The following is a 20,051-nucleotide window of genomic DNA, read 5'->3' as shown; positions in this document are numbered from 1 at the left end:
GGTTTATGGCGGCTTGTTACCAAACCGCACGAAGGAAACACGCCCTCCTCTGATCTCTTTCGAGAGCTGACAGGATGTTTCGGTTACGCGAACAGAAACGATCCACGGGACATGTCAAATGAAACACCGGACATTGCTGCCCGGTGCTTGGCGCGGTCTTTAGAGGCCCCTCATGAAAATGTCAACTGCGCCGACGCCCGAAAGCGCCACTATTCCGCAGCGAGCGGCTGATCGCCTGTATCCGGCGCATTGGCATCACCCGGTGCGGTCTGGCAATTCATGTCGGGGAAAGCCACGATACGTTTGCCGGAGAAGTCCGTGTGCACGACGACAATCCCCTGCTCCTCGAAATAGCCGAGCAGACGGCGCGCGCGCCGCGCCGAATGGGTGCCGTAGGCGCGGGCGATGCGGGCGTCGGACGGGGACGGCTCGCCGCAGACGGCGGCCTTGGCGAGCATCAGGAAAACACCCTGCAGGTCGTCGGTGACGCCTGACGACAGCGACAGCGCCGTCGCCCACTCAGCGCTCGCCGCTGTCGCGGCATCGACGCCGGAACGGGAAATCGCCACGCGCCTGCGGAAATCCGGCAGTGCGATCGGCGGTCCCGGCACGCGGCGCATGCGCAGCCGTACCAGAAAATCCTGATAGAGCACGGAATCGGAGCGGAAGGCTGAGGTGGGATCGTCGAGTATCTCGGCAAGAACGCCGGCAAGGCGCTCTTCCCGCTCCTCGGCGGAGATCTCCGGCTGGCTCGCCCGCGGCTCGACCGACGCTGGGGATGCCGCCGGCGTCGAGCGCGAGAGCTCCGCCAAAATGTCGGTGGTCGGCCGCGGCGCCGGCGGCACGCGGCGCACGAGCGGGCGCTGGAATTCCTCCGGATCGGGTGTAAAGATCAGGTCCTCGACATCCTGCGGCGCATCCGGCAGCGGCATCAGCTTCGGGCTGGAGGACCGCGCCGAGGTTTCCACCGCGCCGATCTGGATCGGCAACGGCCGGCGCGACAATGCCGGCCCGAGCGCGACGAAATTGCCGCGCTTCAGGTCTCGAAACATCTCGGCCTGGCGCCGGTCCATGCCGAGAAGGTCGGCTGCACGCGCCATGTCGATATCGAGGAAGGTGCGGCCCATCAGGAAGTTCGAGGCCTCGGCCGCGACGTTCTTGGCGAGTTTGGCAAGCCGCTGGGTGGCGATCACGCCGGCAAGCCCGCGCTTGCGGCCGCGGCACATCAGGTTGGTCATCGCCCCGAGCGACATTTTGCGCGCATCTTCCGAGACATCGCCGCCGACCGAAGGCGCAAACATCTGCGCCTCGTCGACGACGACGAGAACCGGATACCAATATTCACGATCGGCATCGAACATGCCATTGAGGAAGGCGGCAGCGGCACGCATCTGCTGTTCGATGTCGAGGCCTTCAAGCGTCAGCACGCAGGACACCCGATGCTGGCGGATACGGTTGGCGATGCCCGCCAGCTCCGCCTCGGTGCGCTCGCCATCGACGACGATATGGCCGAACCTGTCGCTGAGGGTGACGAAATCACCCTCAGGATCGATGATGACCTGCTGCACCCATTGCGCGGATTGCTCGAGCAGACGGCGCAACAGATGCGATTTCCCCGATCCGGAATTGCCCTGCACGAGCAGACGCGTTGCCAGCAGCTCCTCGATATCGAGCGTCGCCGGGCTGCCGGACGCCAATCCCATATCGATACCAACCTGCAATGCCGATCCTCGCGACGAAAAGACTCACATGAACGAAGCGCCATTCTTCCGAAACGGCAACGCCCCGTCTATCAAAGAATCTGTTGATTTTCAGGGCCGGATTTCGCCAACCCACAGGACAATTCCCGGCCTCAATCGAGAAGCCGATCCATCGCCGTTATCGGCAGCACGAGACGAAGCGCCGCGCCGGAAAGCCGCCGAAAACCGAAGCGCTGGTAGAAGTCTGCCGCACGCTCGTCCTTGGCATCAACAATCATGCCTAGAATTCCGATCTGGCCCGCGGCTGATCGCGTTATCGCGAAGGCATGAACGATCAATGCGTCTCCGAGGCCTCGGCCCTGATATTCACGATCGACGGCAAGCCGGCCCAGTATCAGGAACGGCAATTCCTCATAGGGTCCCGCCTGGATCTTCGGTGGAAGATCTTGACGGGAAACCGAATGAGCGCTCAGCGAGAAATAGCCGGCAATTCGCGCCTCCTCACCTAGAACATAGACGCGTGTCAGACCACGCTTAATATCCTGATTGGCGAAGCGTCTCAGGTAGGTATTCAATGCGTCCACGCCGCAATCGAATCCCTCTCGGTCATGCCGTTTTGGGTCGAGCAATTCAAATTTCATGAGCCGCCGATGATATCGCGATATTTCTTGACGGCATTGATCATACGCTCTGTCGGCTTTGCCGGTTCGTCGAATGCCGCGAAAAAGCCTTCCCAGTCCTCGGCCGTAAAGCGCGTCCGCCCATGTACGGCAATTACGGCCTCGGCCTTCTCGCGAATGCTTTCGCGGATGAATTTGCTCTTGTCGAGATGAAGGTAATTACGCGCAGTTTCCATCAGTTCGAACGTCGGTCGGTCGACGCGGATCTTCAACGTATCGTCTCTGTGAGCATTCTGGGCCATATCAGCTCCTTGTCTTTGTGGGTGCAATTGTACCCACAAATCATCTGGCGTCAAATATAGCTCTATGCTTTTAGGCCGAATCCCTGCATCAGCCGCCGCGTCGCGAAATCCTGCTGGCCTGACGTAAACATGGCGAAGTCGAAATTATCAGGATGCACGGCATCGGCAACCAGCGGAACCAACGTGCGGGCGCGCCGCGCTATTGCTTCGGCCGGATCAAGCCAGTCGACCGGCCAAGGGGCAATCCGCCGGAAAAGATTGGCCATGAAAGGATAGTGCGTGCAGGCAAGCACGACGATATCCGTCTTCTGACCGTCCTTTTCGACGAAACACTGGTCGATTTCGGCAAGCACCGCGTCATCGGAGACGGCGTCGCCACGGATATAGGCTTCCGCCATGCGCGCCAGATTCTCCGAACCGACGAGACGGACATGGCATTGCTGCGCGAAGGACTGGATGAGATCGCGCGTATAGGCCCGCTTCACCGTTCCCGGCGTTGCGAGCACCGAGACGAGGCCGGAGCGCGTGCGCTCAGCCGCCGGCTTGATCGCCGGCACGGTGCCCACGAAGGTCATCTGGGGAAAGGCGGCGCGCAGATCGGCGCCGACGAGGGTGAAAGCGGTATTGCAGGCAATGATGCAGATTTCGGGATCATAGTCATTCAGGAGCTTGCCGAAGAGCCCGATAATCCGCTCTTTCAGCGCCTGTTCCTCCCAGCCGCCATAGGGAAAGCCGGCATCGTCAGCGACATATATAAAGCCTCGCTCCGGCATCAGCACGCGCGCTTCGCGCAGCACCGTCAGTCCGCCGATCCCTGAATCGAAGACGAGGACGGGTTTCAGCTCATTCGTCGGCACTGTCATCGGTGGGCGCTTTCTTGCCGGATCTGGTGGAGCCGCCTTTGCGCGGACTGTTGCGCGTAAAGCGGTCGAGAGAGGAAATGACGCCGCGCAGCACGCTGATTTCCTGTTCCGTGAATGCCCGGCGGGAGAGGACTGCGCGCAGGTTGTCGACCATTTTCGGCTTTTTCGAGGGCGGATGAAAATAGTTGCGCGAATCGAGCGCCTCTTCCAGCTGATCGAACAGACCGAAGAGCTGCTCCTTGGTGGACGGGCGCTGCTCGAGCGCCTGGAACGGCACGGCTTCCAGATCCTCCATGCCCGATTTCATCCACTCATAGGACATGAGCAGCACGGCCTGGGCGATGTTGAGCGAGGCGAAGGCGGGATTGACCGGGAAGGTGACGATCTCGTCGGCAAGCGCCACTTCCTCGTTGGTCAGGCCCCAGCGCTCGCGGCCGAAGAGGATACCGGTCGCCTCACCTGCCCGAAATTTCGTGCGCAGCGTCTCGGCAGCGAAGACCGGCGAGCGCACCGGCTTGTAATTGTCACGGCTGCGCGCGGTCGTGGCATAGACGAAGTTGAGGTCGGTTATCGCCTCGTCCAAGGTGGCAAAGACCCTCGTGCCCTCAATCACGTGGTCGGCCTTGGAGGCTGCAGCCTGCGCCTTCTCATTCGGCCAGCCGTCACGTGGATTGACGAGACGAAGATCGACAAGGCCGAAATTCGCCATGGCGCGCGCTACCATGCCGATATTTTCGCCCATCTGCGGCTCGACCAGAATGATAACCGGCCCTTCGGCCAGAAGTTGACGCTCGCTGTTCGTGCCTGCCATGGTCTTATCCTTGTTTCGAGCGCGCAATAGCCTCGCCCGCCGCAAACGGCAAGACGTCGGCCTGCGGATAGAGCCTTTCCAGCGCCGAACCAATCATTTCGAGCCCCAGCCTGGCGCCCTCGCGCGACAGCGGCAGATGTCGTCCTGTCGTCCGCGATGCCTTGCGCTTGATCAGGAAACAGCTCGAGCCGCGCGGAGCGGCATCGTCGATCAGGGCAAGGTCCGCCGCGATCAGCCTGTTCAGATTGTCGTCGGAGGCCGGCGCTTCATAACTCTTCGCCAGGATACGCGCCCAGTAGGTGCAGGACAGGAAGATCGCCAGCGTCTGGCGGATCTGGCCGGGTCGCGTCACCACCGACCAGGAAGAGCCGAGTGGCCGCGCCGCCACCGTTACATCACGGTAGCAGGCATCGATTTTCTGCGACAGTGCCATCAGCTCGAAACCGCTCTTGCCCTCACCGAGGGCGCCAAGCAGATCGCGCAAAGCCTGGAACCAGCGGGCAAGCGCAGAATCGAGCGCGCCACGTGTGCGTGTGGGAAAGACGATGAAAGCGACCGCCGTTCCGGCCGCCGCTCCGATCATGGTCTCCCCGATCCGCAGCTTCAGCAGATCGAGCGTCAGCACGCCCGTCATGCCGTAAACCAGGCAGAGCACGATCGAGATGAAGAAGGTCATGGACGCATAGGAAACCTGCAGAAAATAGAAGGCGAGGAAAATACAGACGGCGGCAACCGGAATGGCGATATCAGGCTCGCCTGAAATCAGCGTCGCCAGCACAAGACCGATAGCAATCCCGAACACGGTGCCCAGCGAGCGCGACAGCGCCCTCATCGCGGTGTCGCCGCGCGAATTGGTGTTGGTGAAGACGAGGAAGGAAGCCAGCACCGCCCAGAACCAGCGTTCGCGCGACAAGAGCAGCCCGAAGCTCATGGCGATCGCCGACGCGATGGTGATTTGCAGCGCCGCGCGCAGCAGCGGATTGGCAAGCGAAAAGTCGATTGCCTGGGATTGCACCATATCCTTGCTGTCATCGATCTCGGAGAAACCGGAGGCCCGCCCCTCGCCGATCGCCTGCGTCAGTTGCTGCCGCGCCTTGCCGAGCCAGAGAAGCGCCCGCACAGTTTCGCCCTGCGGCTGATCCCCAACGGCGTCGACCATCCCCTCAAATCGTTCGAGCTCCGCCATGTCCTCCTCAATGACGGCGTGGACGAGCGCGAAAGGCGGCGGGCTCTGGAAGCTCAGCACGATCGCGCTCTCGGCGGCAAGATGGGCGTCGAAAAGGCGGATCGCCAGTTCGGCGGCGGGATCGGCGGCGCCATCGAAAACGCCGGCCGACGGGCGCGGAATGAAGGTCTCCGCCATCAGCACCACTTCCTTCAGCCGGTCTTCCAGCTGGCGCAGCTCCTGGCGGTCAGCTTCGCCGATCTCGGCGCCGGCGATAACGGCGAGCTTGAAGAGTATCTGGTTGATCCGGCCGCTAACGCTTTCGAGCGAGCGCAGCAGGTCGCGCCGCCAATCGTCGGGCAGCAGCACCGTCCTCACCAGATGGCCGACAAGTACCGCGACGACGGGGCCGATCGCCACCGCCGGCAGTTCGGCGAGCGGCGGCCGGAAGTAGGCACCCATGAAATAGGAGGTAAACGCGAACATGCCGATGGCAAAACCGCGCGGCCCGAACACCCGTCCGGCCGATGCCAGCGCGATTACCGCCAGGAAGACGAAATCGGAGAGCAAGCGGTGATCCTCGAGCCCCGCCGCAATGCCGACGACGGCAAGGCTTGCGCCACAGCCGAAGAGCCGCGTCACCAACTGGCGGGAATTGCCCTTGTCGCGCACCGCCACGCCGCCTTCGATCGACAGCACGATGCCGAGGCCGAAGGCCGCAGTCGGCAGTGGCAGGAATGCAATGTGGATGACCAGAAGGACCAAAAAGGAGAAAACGATCGTCAGCGTCACCCGCAGCGCCATGCGCAAGCGCGAAAGCGCCGGATCATTGGCAAGCAGCCAGTCGCGAGCCTGAAAGCCGGAAAACAAATGCAGGAACCCCTCGTGCCGCGGAAGGATCGACACATAATGCCATGCCTGACGAAAGAAAACCGCCCGACATCGACTCTCGACGCACGCGAATGTCGCGTGCCTATTGGCCCTTGGCAATCAGCGTCATCGTCGCCTTCAGGGAATTGCGGCCCTGAGTTTCCCTATTCTCGGTGACGATATCGTCGATCACCGGCTGACCGGCCTCCTCGACCACCTCGAAGCGAACGGTCGTATAATCCTTGGCATCCGGCGCGTCCGAACAGGCGGATTTCCTGAAGCGCGCCGTGACCTCGGTCGTTCCGTTGACCGGGGGAGCCGCCTCCATCGTAAGATCCTCCAGCGGGCATGCATCCTGGCCGTTGACGATGACGTCATAGTCGAACGGCGATATGCCGTCGTCGTCGACGGCGGGAAATTGCGCGGCCGCCTGGTATCTGGCGACGAAGTCCTTGCTGTAGAGATGGTCGAGCCGGCTCGCAGCGAAAATGTCGGTCCAGTCGCTGTTGTTATCGGCCCAGTTGCTCTTGGTCGCGTCCATGATCTCCTGCACGGGAGCGGTAGCATCGGCAGCATGGGCAGCACCCGAAAAGCCGATAAGACTTGCGATAACAATGGCGATTGTCTTCATGGTCGAATGTTCCGGGGCGGGCAAATCAAGGCGGACACAGAGCATGATGCCGAAAAGTGTGAGCGGTTTTCGGACAACATCATGCTCTAACTCTTTAATTGAACAGGATTCAGATTTTAGGCCGATCCGCCTAAAATCATCCTGTTCTAGCCAGATTTCAGCGCTTGGCAATGGCGGCAAAAACGCATTGCGAGAACCGTTGCAGCTTTGCGTTCCCGGTTCACAATGCTATAGCGCTCCTCATCACGTCACCCACCCGGGACGCTTGTCCCCCTTCAAGCTCGAACGAGGCAGATACATGAACAAGATCAAGGTCGCCAATCCCGTCGCCGATCTCGACGGCGATGAAATGACACGCATCATCTGGCAGCTCATCAAGGATAAGCTGATCCATCCGTATCTCGACCTCGACATCGACTATTTCGACCTCTCGGTCGAAAACCGCGACGCCACCAACGACCAGGTCACCGTCGACGCCGCCAACGCCATCAAGAAATACGGCGTCGGCATCAAGTGCGCGACGATCACGCCGGATGAAGCCCGCGTCAAGGAATTCAACCTCAAGGAAATGTGGAAGAGCCCGAACGGCACGATCCGCAACATCCTCGGCGGCGTGATCTTCCGCGAGCCGATCATCTGCCGCAACGTGCCGCGCCTGGTTCCGGGCTGGACTCAGCCGATCGTCGTCGGCCGCCACGCCTTCGGCGACCAGTATCGCGCCACCGATTTCAAATTCCCTGGTAAGGGCAAGCTGACCATCAAGTTCGTCGGCGAAGACGGCACGGTCATCGAGAAGGAAGTCTTCAACGCGCCGGGCGCCGGCGTTGCCATGGCCATGTACAACCTCGACGAATCGATCCGCGAATTCGCCCGCGCCTCGATGATGTACGGCCTGATGCGCAAGTGGCCGGTTTATCTGTCGACCAAGAACACCATCCTCAAGGCCTATGACGGCCGCTTCAAGGACATCTTCGAAGAAGTCTACGAGACCGAATTCAAGGATCAGTTCAAGGAAGCCGGCATCACCTACGAACACCGCCTGATCGACGACATGGTTGCCTCGGCGCTCAAGTGGTCGGGCGGCTACGTCTGGGCGTGCAAGAACTATGACGGCGACGTCCAGTCCGACACCGTTGCCCAGGGCTTCGGCTCGCTCGGCCTGATGACCTCGGTTCTGCTGACGCCCGATGGCAAGACGGTCGAAGCCGAAGCCGCCCACGGCACGGTGACCCGCCACTACCGCCAGCACCAGAAGGGACAGGAAACCTCGACGAACTCGATCGCCTCGATCTTCGCCTGGACCCGCGGCCTCGCTCACCGCGCCAAGCTCGACGACAATGCCGAGCTTGCGAAGTTCGCCTCGACGCTGGAAAAGGTCTGCGTCGACACCGTCGAATCCGGCTTCATGACCAAGGACCTGGCGCTGCTCATCGGCCCCGATCAGCCGTGGCTCTCGACCACTGCCTTCCTCGACAAGATCGACCAGAATCTGCAGACGGCGATGGCGTAAGCCAGCCCTTTCGGGATAGCATTGAAACGGCGGGGATTTCCCCGCCGTTTTCATTTTGGGAGAACCGCAGATGACGGCGACCGTGCGTCCGCTCGAACCTTCTGACCGTACCGCTTGGGAGCCCCTATGGAAGGCGTATCAGCGCTTCTACGAGGTGGTCATCCCTGCCGATACCACGGATCTCACCTGGAACCGCTTCCACGATCCTGACGAACCGATGCACGCGCTCGGCGCCTTTGATCAAGACGGCCGCCTCGTCGGCATCGTGCATGCGATCTTTCACCGCTCCTGCTGGCTGCCGCAATGGACCTGCTATCTGCAGGATCTCTATGTCGCCGATACCCAGCGCGGCCTCGGCACCGGTGCCGCACTGATCGATGCGGTCGCCGATCTTGCGCGCGCAAACGGCGCAGGCAGGCTCTACTGGATGACGCACGAAACGAATGCCACGGCGCGGCGGCTGTACGACCGGATCGCCGAACGCTCAGGCTTCATCCAGTATCGCAAAGCTCTCTGACGATCGGACTTGCACAAAGACCTCGCCGCGCTATTGATTCCGGGCGACGGCAATGCCTGACAGAACGGCAACAGGAGGAAGATGTCATGACCGAAGAATTGGTATTCTATACGAACCCGATGTCACGCGGGCGCATCGCGCGCTGGATGCTGGAGGAAATCGGTCAGCCCTATCGCACCGAACTCCTGACCTTCGGCGAAACTATGAAGGCGCCGGAATATCTTTCCGTCAACCCGATGGGCAAGGTGCCGGCAATCCGCCACGGCAACACAGTGGTCACCGAATGCGCGGCAATCTGCGCCTACCTCGCCGAGACCTTCCCGGAAAAGGGGCTGGCCCCAAGACCGGAGGAGCGCGCCCGCTATTACCGCTGGATGTTCTTTGCCGCCGGTCCGCTGGAATCGGCGGTGACGATGAAGGCGCTCGGTTTCGAAATTCCGACGGAGCGCCTGCGAATGGCCGGCTGCGGCGGTTTTGGCGACGTCATGAACACGCTCGAAATGGCCGTTTCCGGCTCGACCTATGTCACCGGCGAGCGCTTCACCGCCGCCGACGTCTATGTCGGCGCTCATATCGGCTGGGGCCTCGGCTTCGGCTCCATCGAGAAACGTCAGGCCTTCGTCGATTACTTCGGCCGCGTCAGCGAGCGCGAAGCCTATAAGCGCGCCAATGCACTGGACGACGAGGCCGGCAAGACGATGCAGGCGGCCTGAGCGTTCAGGCACGATCGAGCACGCGGCGACTCCGCCGCGTCCTCGCGCGAGGTCAGGCAAGCGGCATGTGGATCTCTGTCAGAAGCTCGGTTGGCGGCACGTCACGTGGATTGTTGAGATATTCCTCGAACATGACGCTGTCCTTCAACTGCCGTCCTGATTTGGGTAGCCATTCCGCATAAAGCCACTGATAGGCCTTATGCATGTCGGCATAGGGGCCCTTGTGACGCAATACCGCATAGGTGCCGCCGTCGACCCTGCGCCGCTCGAACGGCGCTTCGGCCGGAACGTCGGCTGAGCTGGTCACACAGGCGATCGAGCGCAGCTGTTCGGCCGGCACGATATCGGGATCGTCGAGATAGACACCGATCATCCGCATGTCGGGCCTGGCGAGGCCGCGGGCGTAAAGCGTGCCGAACAATGTCTCGAAGGCTTTGCCGATCTGCATATAAGAGCCGGTATGGGCGACGCCGATCAGCTCGGTCGGCGCGATCTCACGTATGGTAACGTCGAACATGGTTGGGGTCTTTCCGTTAGGTGAGGGTTCAAAGGCTGTGTGGCTTCCCTCTTTCCGATAGCGGGCCGGCGGCATGCCGTAGACCGACTTGAAAATGCGATTGAAGGATTGGAGATTGGGATAGCCTGATCGTTTCGCAATCTCGCTGACGGCAAGCTCCGTGCCGACGATCTCGCCCGCCGCGCGATGCAGCCTCAGCCGCTTGACGGTGGCCGCCAGCGTCTCGCCATAAATCGCCCGGTAGATCCTGTGCCAGTGATAGCTCGACAGGCAGGCGATCCCGGCAAGGCGCTCCATATCCAGCTCCTCGTCGAGGTGATCGTGGATATAGGCAGAAACCCGTCTCAGACGGCTTTCATAAAGTGCCCATGCCGTTTCGCCATTCATGTCAAACCTCGTGCAAATCGATCGGCTGCAGAGAACCATAGCTCGATTTGACAAATCCTGCGGACTTGCACTGGCGGCGAATCCAACGCTACGCGGCAGAAGAAGCGTCGCTATTGCCGACTACGCCGCCTAACCTCCCTCATTCCTGTGCTCGTCACAGGAATCCAGCCACGGCGCGTCCGCGCCGTGAATGAATCAGTATCTAAAGAAAAAAACTCCTTCGCCCCCAAGGACTTGGGCGCACTGGATGCCTGTGACATCCCTCGGGCGAAGCCCTGAGGATACAGGAATGAGGGAGGTCTGGGAGAACGCCGAGTAAAGAACATTCACAGCCAAGCTAAGGCAGGAGCCGAGCTTCCGCCTTAGAATCAACCGTCAGCTCAGCCGGCGAGAGCCAAGGCCACCGCCTCGATCGCCTCGTCGGCCTTCGATCCATCCGGGCCGCCAGCCTGCGCCATGTCGGGACGGCCGCCGCCGCCCTTGCCGCCAAGGGCGGCAGACGCGATGCGCACCAGATCGACGGCGCTGTAACGCTCGACGAGGTCAGGCGTCACGGCGACGACCGCACTTGCCTTACCGTCATCGGACACGCCGACGAGCGCGACGACGCCGGAGCCGATGCTGGTCTTGCCATCATCGGCAAGGCCCTTGAGGTCCTTGGGATCGACGCCCGAAATAGCCTTGCCGAGGAACTTGACCCCGGCGACTTCGCGCACCGCATCGACCGAGCCGCCCTGCCCGCCGCCCATGGCGAGCTTGCGCTTGGCGTCGGCCAGTTCCTTTTCGAGCTTGCGGCGCTCGTCCATCATCGCTTCGACACGCGAAAGCACTTCGCCCGGCTGCACCTTCAGCGAGGCGGCAAGCGCCTTCACGCGCTCGTCCTGTTCGGCCAGGTATTCGCGCGCTGATTCGCCGGTGACGGCCTCGATGCGGCGAACGCCTGCGCCGACCGCACTTTCGCCGAGAACGCGGATCAGCCCAATCTGACCGGTGGCAGAAACATGCGTGCCGCCGCAAAGTTCGATCGAATAGGGCTTGCCAGCCTTAGCGCCGCGCACACCCTCACCCATCCCGACGACGCGGACTTCGTCGCCGTATTTCTCACCGAACAGCGCCATGGCGCCTTCTGCGATCGCATCGTCGACACTCATCAACCGCGTGGTAACAGGCGAATTCTGCAGCACGATTTCATTTGCCATATCCTCGACGATCTTCAGCTCTTCGGCCGACATCGGCTTGGGATGCGAGACGTCGAAGCGCAGGCGCTCGGGCGCGACTAGCGAGCCCTTCTGAGCGACATGGGTGCCAAGCACTTCGCGGAGCGCCTCATGCAGCAGGTGCGTTGCCGAGTGGTTGGCGCGTAGCCGCGACCGGCGGGCGTGATCGACCGTCAGCACGACCGCATCGCCGTCCTTGACGACGCCGTCGATGACAGTGCCCTGATGCACGAACAGGCCTTCACCCCTCTTCTGCGTATCTGAAATCTCGATCTTGCCGTGGTCGGACGAGATCACGCCGGTATCGCCCATCTGGCCGCCGGATTCGCCGTAGAACGGCGTCTGGCTGACGACGATCTGCACCTTGTCGCCGGCCTTGGCCTCCGCAGCAACGGCGCCGTCCTTGACGATCGCCTGTACCACGGCTTCTGCGGTTTCGGTGTCGTAGCCCAGGAATTCGGTCGCACCGTGTTTTTCCTTAAGCTCGAACCAGATGGTTTCCGTCGCCTTTTCGCCGGAGCCGGCCCAGTGCGAGCGGGCTTCGGCCTTCTGGCGCTGCATGGCATCGGTAAAGCCGGAAATATCAACGCCAATCTCGCGGGCGCGCAGGGCGTCCTGCGTCAGGTCGAGCGGGAAGCCGTAGGTGTCGTAGAGCTTGAAGGCGGTCTCGCCATCCAGCATATCGCCCTTGCCGAGATCCGTGGTGGCATCCGACAGCAGCGACAGGCCACGCTCCAGCGTCTTGCGGAAACGGCCTTCTTCGAGCTTCAGCGTCTCCGAGATCAGCGCCTCGGCGCGTACGAGTTCCGGATAGGCGCGACCCATCTCCTGCACCAGCGTCGGCAGCAGCTTGTACATCAGCGGCTCCTTGGCGCCGAGAAGCTGGGCGTGCCGCATGGCGCGGCGCATGATACGGCGCAGCACATAGCCGCGGCCTTCATTCGACGGAAGCACGCCATCGGCGATCAGGAAAGCCGAGGAGCGCAGGTGGTCGGCGATGACGCGGTGGCTGGCGCTGCCCTCCGCTTTGGCGCCCATCGTCTCTTCGATGGTGCCGATCAGCGTGCGGAACAAGTCGGTGTCGAAGACGCTCTGGACGCCTTGCAGAATGCAGGCCATGCGCTCCAGCCCCATGCCGGTATCGATCGACGGACGCGGCAGCGGGTTGCGAACGCCGGGCTCGGTCTGCTCGAACTGCATGAAGACGAGGTTCCAGAACTCCAGGAACCGGTCGCCATCTTCCTCCGGCGAACCGGGAGGGCCGCCCCAGACGTTCTCGCCCTGATCGATGAAGATTTCAGAGCATGGGCCGCAGGGGCCGGTATCGCCCATCTGCCAGAAATTATCGGAGGTCGGGATGCGGATGATCTTGTCGTCGGAAAAACCGGCGATCTTCTTCCACAGCGCCGCGGCCTCCTCGTCTTCGGAATAGACGGTCACCAGCAGGCGATGCTTCGGCAGGCCGAAGCCTTCGGTCACAAGCTTCCAGGCAAGCTCGATCGCATTCTCCTTGAAATAGTCGCCAAAGGAGAAGTTGCCGAGCATTTCGAAGAAGGTCAGGTGGCGCGCGGTATAGCCGACATTGTCGAGGTCGTTATGCTTGCCGCCGGCGCGCACGCATTTCTGCGAGGTCGTCGCCGTCGAATAAGGACGCTTCTCCAGGCCGGTGAAGACGTTCTTGAACTGCACCATGCCGGCATTGGTGAACATCAGCGTCGGGTCGTTGCGCGGCACGAGCGGGCTCGACGGAACGATCTCGTGGCCGTTCTTCTTGAAATAGTCGAGAAATGTCGACCGGATATCGTTCACGCCGCTCATTCTATGCCCTTCAATGCTGCCGGAGGCAGATAATACAAATCCATCGGCTTTTAACGTTCGCCCCCGCCACTGTCCAGCCGACAAACGAAACCGGCCGCATTCTCATCAGGAATGCGGCCGGCTGAGATATCCGACAAAATCAGGCGCGAAGCTTACATTTCCGCGGCAGAATCGCCGTCATCCGCATCCGGTCCGCCGTTCTGCAGGAAGCGGTCGGCGATCAGACCGGCATTCTGGCGCAGCGCCAGCTCGATCTCGCGGGCGAGATCCGGGTTGTCGCGCAGGAAAGTCTTGGCGTTTTCGCGGCCCTGGCCGAGACGCTGGCTGTTATAGGAGAACCAGGCGCCCGACTTTTCCACGATCCCGGCCTTGACGCCAAGATCGACAAGTTCGCCGGTCTTCGATACGCCTTCGCCATACATGATGTCGAATTCGACCTGCTTGAAGGGAGGCGCCATTTTGTTCTTGACGACCTTGACGCGGGTCTGGTTGCCGATCACCTCTTCGCGCTCCTTGACCGAGCCGATGCGGCGGATGTCGAGGCGCACGGAGGCATAGAATTTCAGCGCATTGCCGCCCGTCGTCGTTTCCGGCGAACCGAACATGACGCCGATCTTCATGCGGATCTGGTTGATGAAGATCACCATGGTATTCGACTTGGAGATCGAGGCGGTAAGCTTGCGCAGCGCCTGGCTCATCAGGCGCGCCTGCAGGCCTGGAAGACTGTCGCCCATTTCGCCTTCGATTTCGGCGCGCGGCGTCAGTGCGGCGACCGAGTCGACGACCAGAACGTCGACGGCGCCGGAGCGCACCAGCGTATCGGTGATCTCAAGCGCCTGCTCGCCGGTATCGGGCTGCGAAATCAGAAGGTTTTGGAGATCGACGCCCAGCTTGCGGGCATAGACGGGATCAAGCGCATGTTCGGCGTCGACAAAGGCGCAGATGCCACCCTTCTTCTGCGCTTCCGCAATGGTCTGCAGCGCAAGCGTCGTCTTGCCCGAGCTTTCCGGCCCGTAGATTTCGATGATGCGGCCCTTCGGCAGGCCGCCGACGCCAAGCGCGATATCGAGCCCAAGCGAACCCGTGGAAATCGTCTCGATTTCGATGACGTTCTCGTTGGAACCGAGTTTCATGATCGAGCCCTTGCCGAACGACCGCTCTATCTGTGAGAGTGCCGCTTCAAGCGCCTTGCTTTTGTCCACCGATTTGTCCTCTACCAGCCGCAATGAATTCTGAGACATCTGATCCACCTTTAGGTTATTGAAGCCGCCCAAGCAATGTCGAGTTTGTACCCTATTTGTTCCATACTCGCAATAGGCGATCAAACGATTGAAAGAAAAAGGTAAAACAGCTCGTGTTCTATATTTGTTTTATCGATGCAAAGCAACGGCTTAGGCCAGATGCGGCGGCTTGGTCGCGTCAGGCGGCACCGTCTCGATTCGCGCTTGCGGGCGTCGGAAGGCGGTTGAAATGAAGAAAAAGATTCTTGTTCTCGGCGGCGCCCATATCGACCGGCGCGGCCGCATTTCTGGGGAAACGGCGCCGGGCGCCAGCAATCCCGGCACCTGGTTCGAGGAGCCGGGCGGCGGCGGCTTCAATGCGGCGCGCAACCTTGCAAGGCTCGGTTTTCAGGTGACGATGATTTCACCGCGGGGCGGCGATCCCATCGGCGAGATGGTCAGCGAAGCCGCCGATTTCGCCGGCATCGACGACCGGCCCTTCGTTTTCCTCGACCGCAAGACACCGAGCTACACCGCGATCATCGAGAGGGACGGCAACCTGGTGATCGCCCTTGCCGACATGGATCTCTACCGCTTCTTCGTGCCGCGGCGTCTATCCATCCGCTGGGTGCGCGAAGCCTTCGCCGCGCATGATCTCATCCTTTTCGATGCCAATCTGCCGGAAGAGACGATCGCGGCAATCGTCGCCAGGGCACGGTCGCTGGCCAAGCCCGTCGCGGCGATCGCAATTTCGCCGGCCAAGGTCGTCAGGCTGAAATCCTGTATCGGCGATATCGACTACCTGTTCCTGAACGAAGCCGAAGCGGCAGCCCTTGCTGGTGAACGGCCGGACAACGCCGGCGGCTGGCCGCCGCTTCTGAAAGAAATCGGCATCCGCAGCGCCGTCGTCACCCGCGGCCAGCGCGAGCTGGTCGCGCTTTGCGGCGGCCGCGCCGTGACGTTGCAGCCGCCGATCGCCGAGACCCTCGCCGATGTCACCGGCGCCGGCGATTCCCTTGCCGCCGGCACGCTCGCCGCCTTGATGCGTGGCCTGCCGCTCGAGGAAGCCGTCCGCCACGGCACCGCGGCAGCAGCGCTGACTGTGCAGTCGCCGCATGCCGTAAACGAAAATCTCACGCCGGATCTGCTGAATGAGGCGCTTGCCCTTGTTCCCCAGATCAGAATTCTGCATTGAAGCGGCCAAATGAAATAATCGAGCATGATGTCGTCGCAAAACCGCCGGCACATTCGGTATCATGCTCTATCGACGACAGGACAAGATCATGACCCAGCCCATCTCCCCCCTTCTGCCGATCGCCTATTCGAAGGAAGTCGCCAGCGCCAAGCAGCGCGGCGCGCCGCTGGTGGCGCTGGAATCGACCATCATCACCCATGGCATGCCCTATCCCGGCAATATCGAGATGGCCCGCAGCGTCGAGGCGATCATTCGCGAACAGGGTGCGGTGCCGGCAACGATTGCCGTCATTCACGGCACGCTGCATATCGGCCTTGAAGCCGGCGAACTGGAGCAGCTCGCCAAAGCGACCGACGTGATGAAGGTGTCGCGCGCCGATCTCGCCTTTGCGATCGCAGAGCGCCGCACCGGCGCCACCACGGTCGCGGCGACGATGATCGCGGCCGCCCGCGCCGGCATCCGCGTCTTTGCCACAGGCGGCATCGGCGGCGTGCACCGCGGCGCCGAGGAAAGCTTCGATATCTCGGCCGATCTCGAGGAACTGGCCCGCACCGGCGTCATCGTCGTCTGCGCCGGCGCCAAGGCGATCCTCGACATTCCGAAGACGCTGGAAGTGCTGGAAACCCGCGGCGTGCCCGTCGTCACCTATGAGAGCGAAGAATTCCCCGCTTTCTGGTCGCGCTCCTCGGGGCTTCGCAGCCCGCTGTCACTGAACAGCCCGGCGGCCATCGCCAACTTCCAGACGACGCGCGAACAGCTCGGCATCAATGGCGGCATGCTGATCGCCAATCCGGTGCCCGAGGCTGACGAGATCCCGCGCGAAGAGATGGAGATCTATATCGAGCGCGCACTCGACAGCGCCGAGCGCGACGAAGTGACCGGCAAGGCGGTGACGCCCTATCTGCTCTCGACCATCTTCGATCTGACGGACGGTCAGAGTCTCAAGACGAATATTGCATTGGTGGAGAACAATGCGCGGCTGGCGGCAGAGATTGCCGTGGCGCTTGGGGAGTGAGGTTGATCGACCGCGGGGATCGCCTTCGCAGACAGGGCGTGCCGAGTAAGCCCCCTCTGCCCTGCCGGGCATCTCCCCCACAGGTGGGGAGATGACAAGTGGCGGAACCTTCCCGCCACATCAACGTTTCGCCGAACTGCGACGCTAATTGTTTGGGGAAGCCCTCGCGTCTAGCCAATCTCCCCACCTGTGGGGAGATGCCCGGCAGGGCAGAGGGGGGCCTGCGCGGCGCGACATCTCACCCGTCCAGCGTCTCCTTTACCACCACAGCAAGCTGTTTCAGCGAAAACGGCTTCGGCAGGAACCCGAATTTCGCATCCGGCGGCAGGTTGCGGGCAAAGGCGTCCTCGGCATAGCCGGAGACGAAGATGAATTTCAGGTCGGGATAGTTCTTGCGCAACTCGCGCAGCAGCGTCGGGCCGTCCATTTCAGGCATGACGACGTCGGAAACGACGATGTCGACTTTGCCCTCGAGCTCTTCCATGATGCTCAGCGCCTCGACGCCGGAGCCCGCCTCATGCACGGTGTAGCCGCGCGTTTCCAGCATCCGCTTGCCGCCACGGCGCACGGCCTCCTCGTCTTCGACGAGCAGGACGACGGCGGAGCCGGTCAGGTCCTCGGGCTGCTGCGCGGCAGGCGCCTCGGGGGGCGTGCCGATTGCGGCAATGGCACTGTCGATCGCGCCGGCTTCGGCAGCAACCGCCGGCTCGGGGATATGGCGCGGCAGGAAGACGCGGAAGGTCGTGCCTTTGCCGACTTCGGATTCCGGCTGGATGTAACCGCCCGACTGCTTGACGATGCCGTAGACCATGGCAAGACCAAGCCCGGTGCCTTTGCCGACATCCTTGGTGGTGAAGAAGGGTTCGAAGATCTTGTCCATGATCTCAGGCGCGATGCCGGTGCCGGTATCGGTGACCTCGACCAGCACCATGTCCTCGGCGGGCATGTAGGAATAGTTGAAGGCGGAGACCTCGTCAGCCGTCAGATTGCGGGTGCGCAGCGTCAGCGTGCCGCCTTCCGGCATGGCATCGCGCGCATTGACGCAGAGATTGATCAGCACCTGCTCGAACTGCGACAGGTCGGTTTTGACGGGCCAGAGATCGCGGCCATATTGCACGTCGAGCTTGACGTTGGTGCCGGAGAGCAGCCGGTCGACCAGCATGCGCAGGTCGCCGACGACATCCGTCAGGTTCAGCACCGAGGGCCGCATCGTCTGCTTGCGCGAGAAGGCAAGCAACTGGCGGACCAGCACGGCGGCGCGGTTGGCGTTGCGTTTGATCTCCATTAGGTCGGCGAAGCTCGCATCGGAAGGACGGGCCTGCAGCAGCAGATGGTCGGACGAAAGCAGGATCGCCGTCAGCACATTGTTGAAGTCGTGCGCGATGCCGCCGGCAAGCGTTCCGACAGCGTTCATCTTCTGCGTCTGCGCCATCTGAGCTTCCAGCGCCTTCTGCTCGGTCACCTCGACAGCATAGACGATCGCCGCCTCCTCCGGCGCCTCGTCGCTCTGGTCGATGACCGCATTGACATAGAAGCGGAAATAGCGCGCCTCGTCGGTCGGCGTGCAGGTGTCGAGCGGCGCGATGTCGCCCTGCCGGTCCTTGGCCGCCGCCAGCGCCGCGGCCAGCTGTGGCCGGTCGCTCTCCTGCACGATGGTTTCGAGTGAGGGTGATTTCTCGAGATCGTCGCGGGACACGACACCGGAAAACAGTTTCAGGAACGGCGCATTGGTGCGCAGAATGCGCCCTTCGCCATCAACCGAGGCGATCGCCATCGGCGTATTGTTGAAGAAGCGCGTGAAGCGCATGGCGGCGGCCGAAGCGGACTGGCCGCTCTCGCTGCTCTTTTCGCGCGCCAGCACGATCGTCCGGCTTTCGCCGGGCGCGCCGTCGCGCATCGAGGTGACGCTGTGGATGATCTGCACCGGCAGGCTCTGGCCGTTGGTCTTGCGCAGATCGAGATCCAGGGTAACGGTCTTTTTCAAGCCGGGTTCGGCCTGCACCGACTGGATCAGCGCCAGCCCCTCGCCCGCCACCAGGTCGCCGATCGACATCGAGCCCGGCAGGAACTTGGTCAGGTCGAGGCCCAGCCACTCGGCAAGCGTTGCATTGAGGTAGAAGATTTCGCCCTTCCGGCCGGCGGAGAAGAAGCCGGCGGGTGCGTGATCGAGATAGTCGATCGCGTTCTGCAGCTCCTTGAAGAATCGCTCCTGATCGTCGCGTTCGGCGGTGATGTCGGTGATCTGCCAGATCTGCAGCGGCTTGGCGCCATTATCCTCCTGCTGCAGCAGCCGCGCCTTCAGCCGGTACCAATGCGCGCCCGAGCTGCTGGAGCCGGGGCCGACGGCGCGCAGCAGACGGAATTCCTCGCGGCCCTCCTTGCCCTCGCGCAGACCGTTGACCAGCCGGTAGAGCGCCTCGTTGGACTCACGATGGCGCGACAGCAGCGTTTCGAGCGTCTGCACTTCGGTCGCCTTGCGCGCCCCGGTCAGCGCGCCGTAGGCAGCGTTGGCATAGATGATCCGGCCCTTGTCGTCGGTGATCAGGGTGCCGTCCGGATGGCTGTTGAGGAAGGCGCGCGCCAGGCTGTCGGACTGGTGCTGCGGCATCACCTCGATGAAGCCGATGACCGAGGAGACCAGGAAGAAGATGCCAACCATGGCGAGCACGCCGAGGCCGCCGAGCACCATCTCGTTGTCGAGTGATCTTTTGAAGACGACGAAGGCACCGGCTGCCGCGATCAGCACGAGCGCCAACAGGAGGATGCGCAAAACCGTGCCAGAACGCCCCCCACGATCCACAAGCGGTGCGTTATAGTCGTCGGCCTGACGCGGTTTCGTCATGTATTCCTCGCATAAGCCCATCCCATTTCATAGCACGAACACGAAGCAGGAATCAGGCACTCTTTCCTTCTTAGCAATTTGCCACGCCGGCAAAAACACCGGCCGCCGGCAAGACTGCTTGAATTCACAGGCTAGAGC

16 protein-coding genes are annotated in these 20,051 nt (G+C 62.0%); 5 read left to right on the top strand and 11 right to left on the bottom strand.

Annotation, left to right across the window (positions count from 1 at the left end):
• Positions 1–209: 209 nt before the first annotated feature.
• The 7 genes from C4N04_RS12790 to C4N04_RS12760 form a co-directional block, all read right to left on the bottom strand.
• Complete coding sequence (locus C4N04_RS12790) at positions 210–1,721, bottom strand: ATP-binding protein (RefSeq protein ID WP_106796162.1); 1,512 nt, start codon at positions 1,719–1,721, stop codon at positions 210–212.
• 131 nt (positions 1,722–1,852) lie between these two features.
• The gene (locus tag C4N04_RS12785) at positions 1,853–2,284 is read right to left on the bottom strand and encodes a GNAT family N-acetyltransferase (protein WP_245316923.1); all 432 of its coding nucleotides are present in this window, start codon (positions 2,282–2,284) and stop codon (positions 1,853–1,855) included.
• A 53-nt stretch (positions 2,285–2,337) separates the two neighbouring features.
• The gene (locus tag C4N04_RS12780; RefSeq protein ID WP_039620000.1) at positions 2,338–2,622 is read right to left on the bottom strand and encodes a DUF1778 domain-containing protein; all 285 of its coding nucleotides are present in this window, start codon (positions 2,620–2,622) and stop codon (positions 2,338–2,340) included.
• 62 nt (positions 2,623–2,684) lie between these two features.
• Positions 2,685–3,485: a glutamate racemase gene (gene murI / locus C4N04_RS12775; RefSeq protein ID WP_106796160.1), complete on the bottom strand. Its 801-nt coding sequence runs from the start codon at positions 3,483–3,485 to the stop codon at positions 2,685–2,687.
• Positions 3,466–4,296: an RNA methyltransferase gene (locus C4N04_RS12770; RefSeq protein ID WP_106796159.1), complete on the bottom strand. Its 831-nt coding sequence runs from the start codon at positions 4,294–4,296 to the stop codon at positions 3,466–3,468. Before C4N04_RS12770 ends, murI begins: the two co-directional genes overlap by 20 nt.
• 4 nt (positions 4,297–4,300) lie before the next feature.
• Positions 4,301–6,337: an FUSC family protein gene (locus tag C4N04_RS12765; protein ID WP_199852464.1), complete on the bottom strand. Its 2,037-nt coding sequence runs from the start codon at positions 6,335–6,337 to the stop codon at positions 4,301–4,303.
• 97 nt (positions 6,338–6,434) lie between these two features.
• Complete coding sequence (locus C4N04_RS12760; RefSeq protein WP_106796157.1) at positions 6,435–6,962, bottom strand: hypothetical protein; 528 nt, start codon at positions 6,960–6,962, stop codon at positions 6,435–6,437.
• Positions 6,963–7,260: 298 nt separating this feature from the next.
• Here C4N04_RS12760 and C4N04_RS12755 point away from each other — a divergent pair, with 298 nt between their 5' ends.
• From C4N04_RS12755 to C4N04_RS12745, 3 genes are all read left to right on the top strand, one after another.
• Positions 7,261–8,472, top strand: coding sequence for an NADP-dependent isocitrate dehydrogenase (locus C4N04_RS12755; protein ID WP_038689249.1), 1,212 nt, complete (start codon positions 7,261–7,263; stop codon positions 8,470–8,472).
• A gap of 70 nt (positions 8,473–8,542) precedes the next feature.
• Entirely contained in the window at positions 8,543–8,989 is a 447-nt protein-coding gene (locus C4N04_RS12750; RefSeq protein WP_077989232.1) for a GNAT family N-acetyltransferase, read from the top strand.
• Between the two features lie 86 nt (positions 8,990–9,075).
• Positions 9,076–9,702 (top strand): glutathione S-transferase family protein, encoded by a 627-nt coding sequence (locus tag C4N04_RS12745; protein WP_106796156.1) that lies wholly within the window; start codon positions 9,076–9,078, stop codon positions 9,700–9,702.
• Between the two features lie 52 nt (positions 9,703–9,754).
• On the opposite strand, the gene C4N04_RS12740 is transcribed toward C4N04_RS12745, so the two are convergent.
• From C4N04_RS12740 to recA, 3 genes are all read right to left on the bottom strand, one after another.
• Entirely contained in the window at positions 9,755–10,606 is an 852-nt protein-coding gene (locus C4N04_RS12740; protein ID WP_106796155.1) for an AraC family transcriptional regulator, read from the bottom strand.
• A gap of 380 nt (positions 10,607–10,986) precedes the next feature.
• On the bottom strand, positions 10,987–13,641 hold the full coding sequence (gene alaS / locus C4N04_RS12735; protein ID WP_077989234.1) for an alanine--tRNA ligase: 2,655 nt from the start codon (positions 13,639–13,641) through the stop codon (positions 10,987–10,989).
• A gap of 152 nt (positions 13,642–13,793) precedes the next feature.
• Complete coding sequence (gene recA, locus C4N04_RS12730) at positions 13,794–14,882, bottom strand: recombinase RecA (RefSeq protein WP_009997055.1); 1,089 nt, start codon at positions 14,880–14,882, stop codon at positions 13,794–13,796.
• Between the two features lie 229 nt (positions 14,883–15,111).
• Here recA and C4N04_RS12725 point away from each other — a divergent pair, with 229 nt between their 5' ends.
• On the top strand, positions 15,112–16,056 hold the full coding sequence (locus C4N04_RS12725; RefSeq protein WP_077989235.1) for a carbohydrate kinase family protein: 945 nt from the start codon (positions 15,112–15,114) through the stop codon (positions 16,054–16,056).
• A gap of 88 nt (positions 16,057–16,144) precedes the next feature.
• On the top strand, positions 16,145–17,071 hold the full coding sequence (locus tag C4N04_RS12720) for a pseudouridine-5'-phosphate glycosidase (RefSeq protein WP_077989417.1): 927 nt from the start codon (positions 16,145–16,147) through the stop codon (positions 17,069–17,071).
• 238 nt (positions 17,072–17,309) lie between these two features.
• Here C4N04_RS12720 and C4N04_RS12715 read toward each other — a convergent pair whose 3' ends face one another.
• On the bottom strand, positions 17,310–19,913 hold the full coding sequence (locus tag C4N04_RS12715) for a PAS domain-containing sensor histidine kinase (RefSeq protein WP_077989236.1): 2,604 nt from the start codon (positions 19,911–19,913) through the stop codon (positions 17,310–17,312).
• Positions 19,914–20,051 lie beyond the last annotated feature (138 nt).

This window comes from Rhizobium sp. H4 (assembly GCF_003013335.1).
Classification (GTDB): Bacteria; Pseudomonadota; Alphaproteobacteria; order Rhizobiales; family Rhizobiaceae; genus Rhizobium; species Rhizobium sophoriradicis.
The sequence above is the reverse complement of the archived record's forward strand: the minus strand, read 5'-3'. Positions and strand labels throughout refer to the sequence as shown.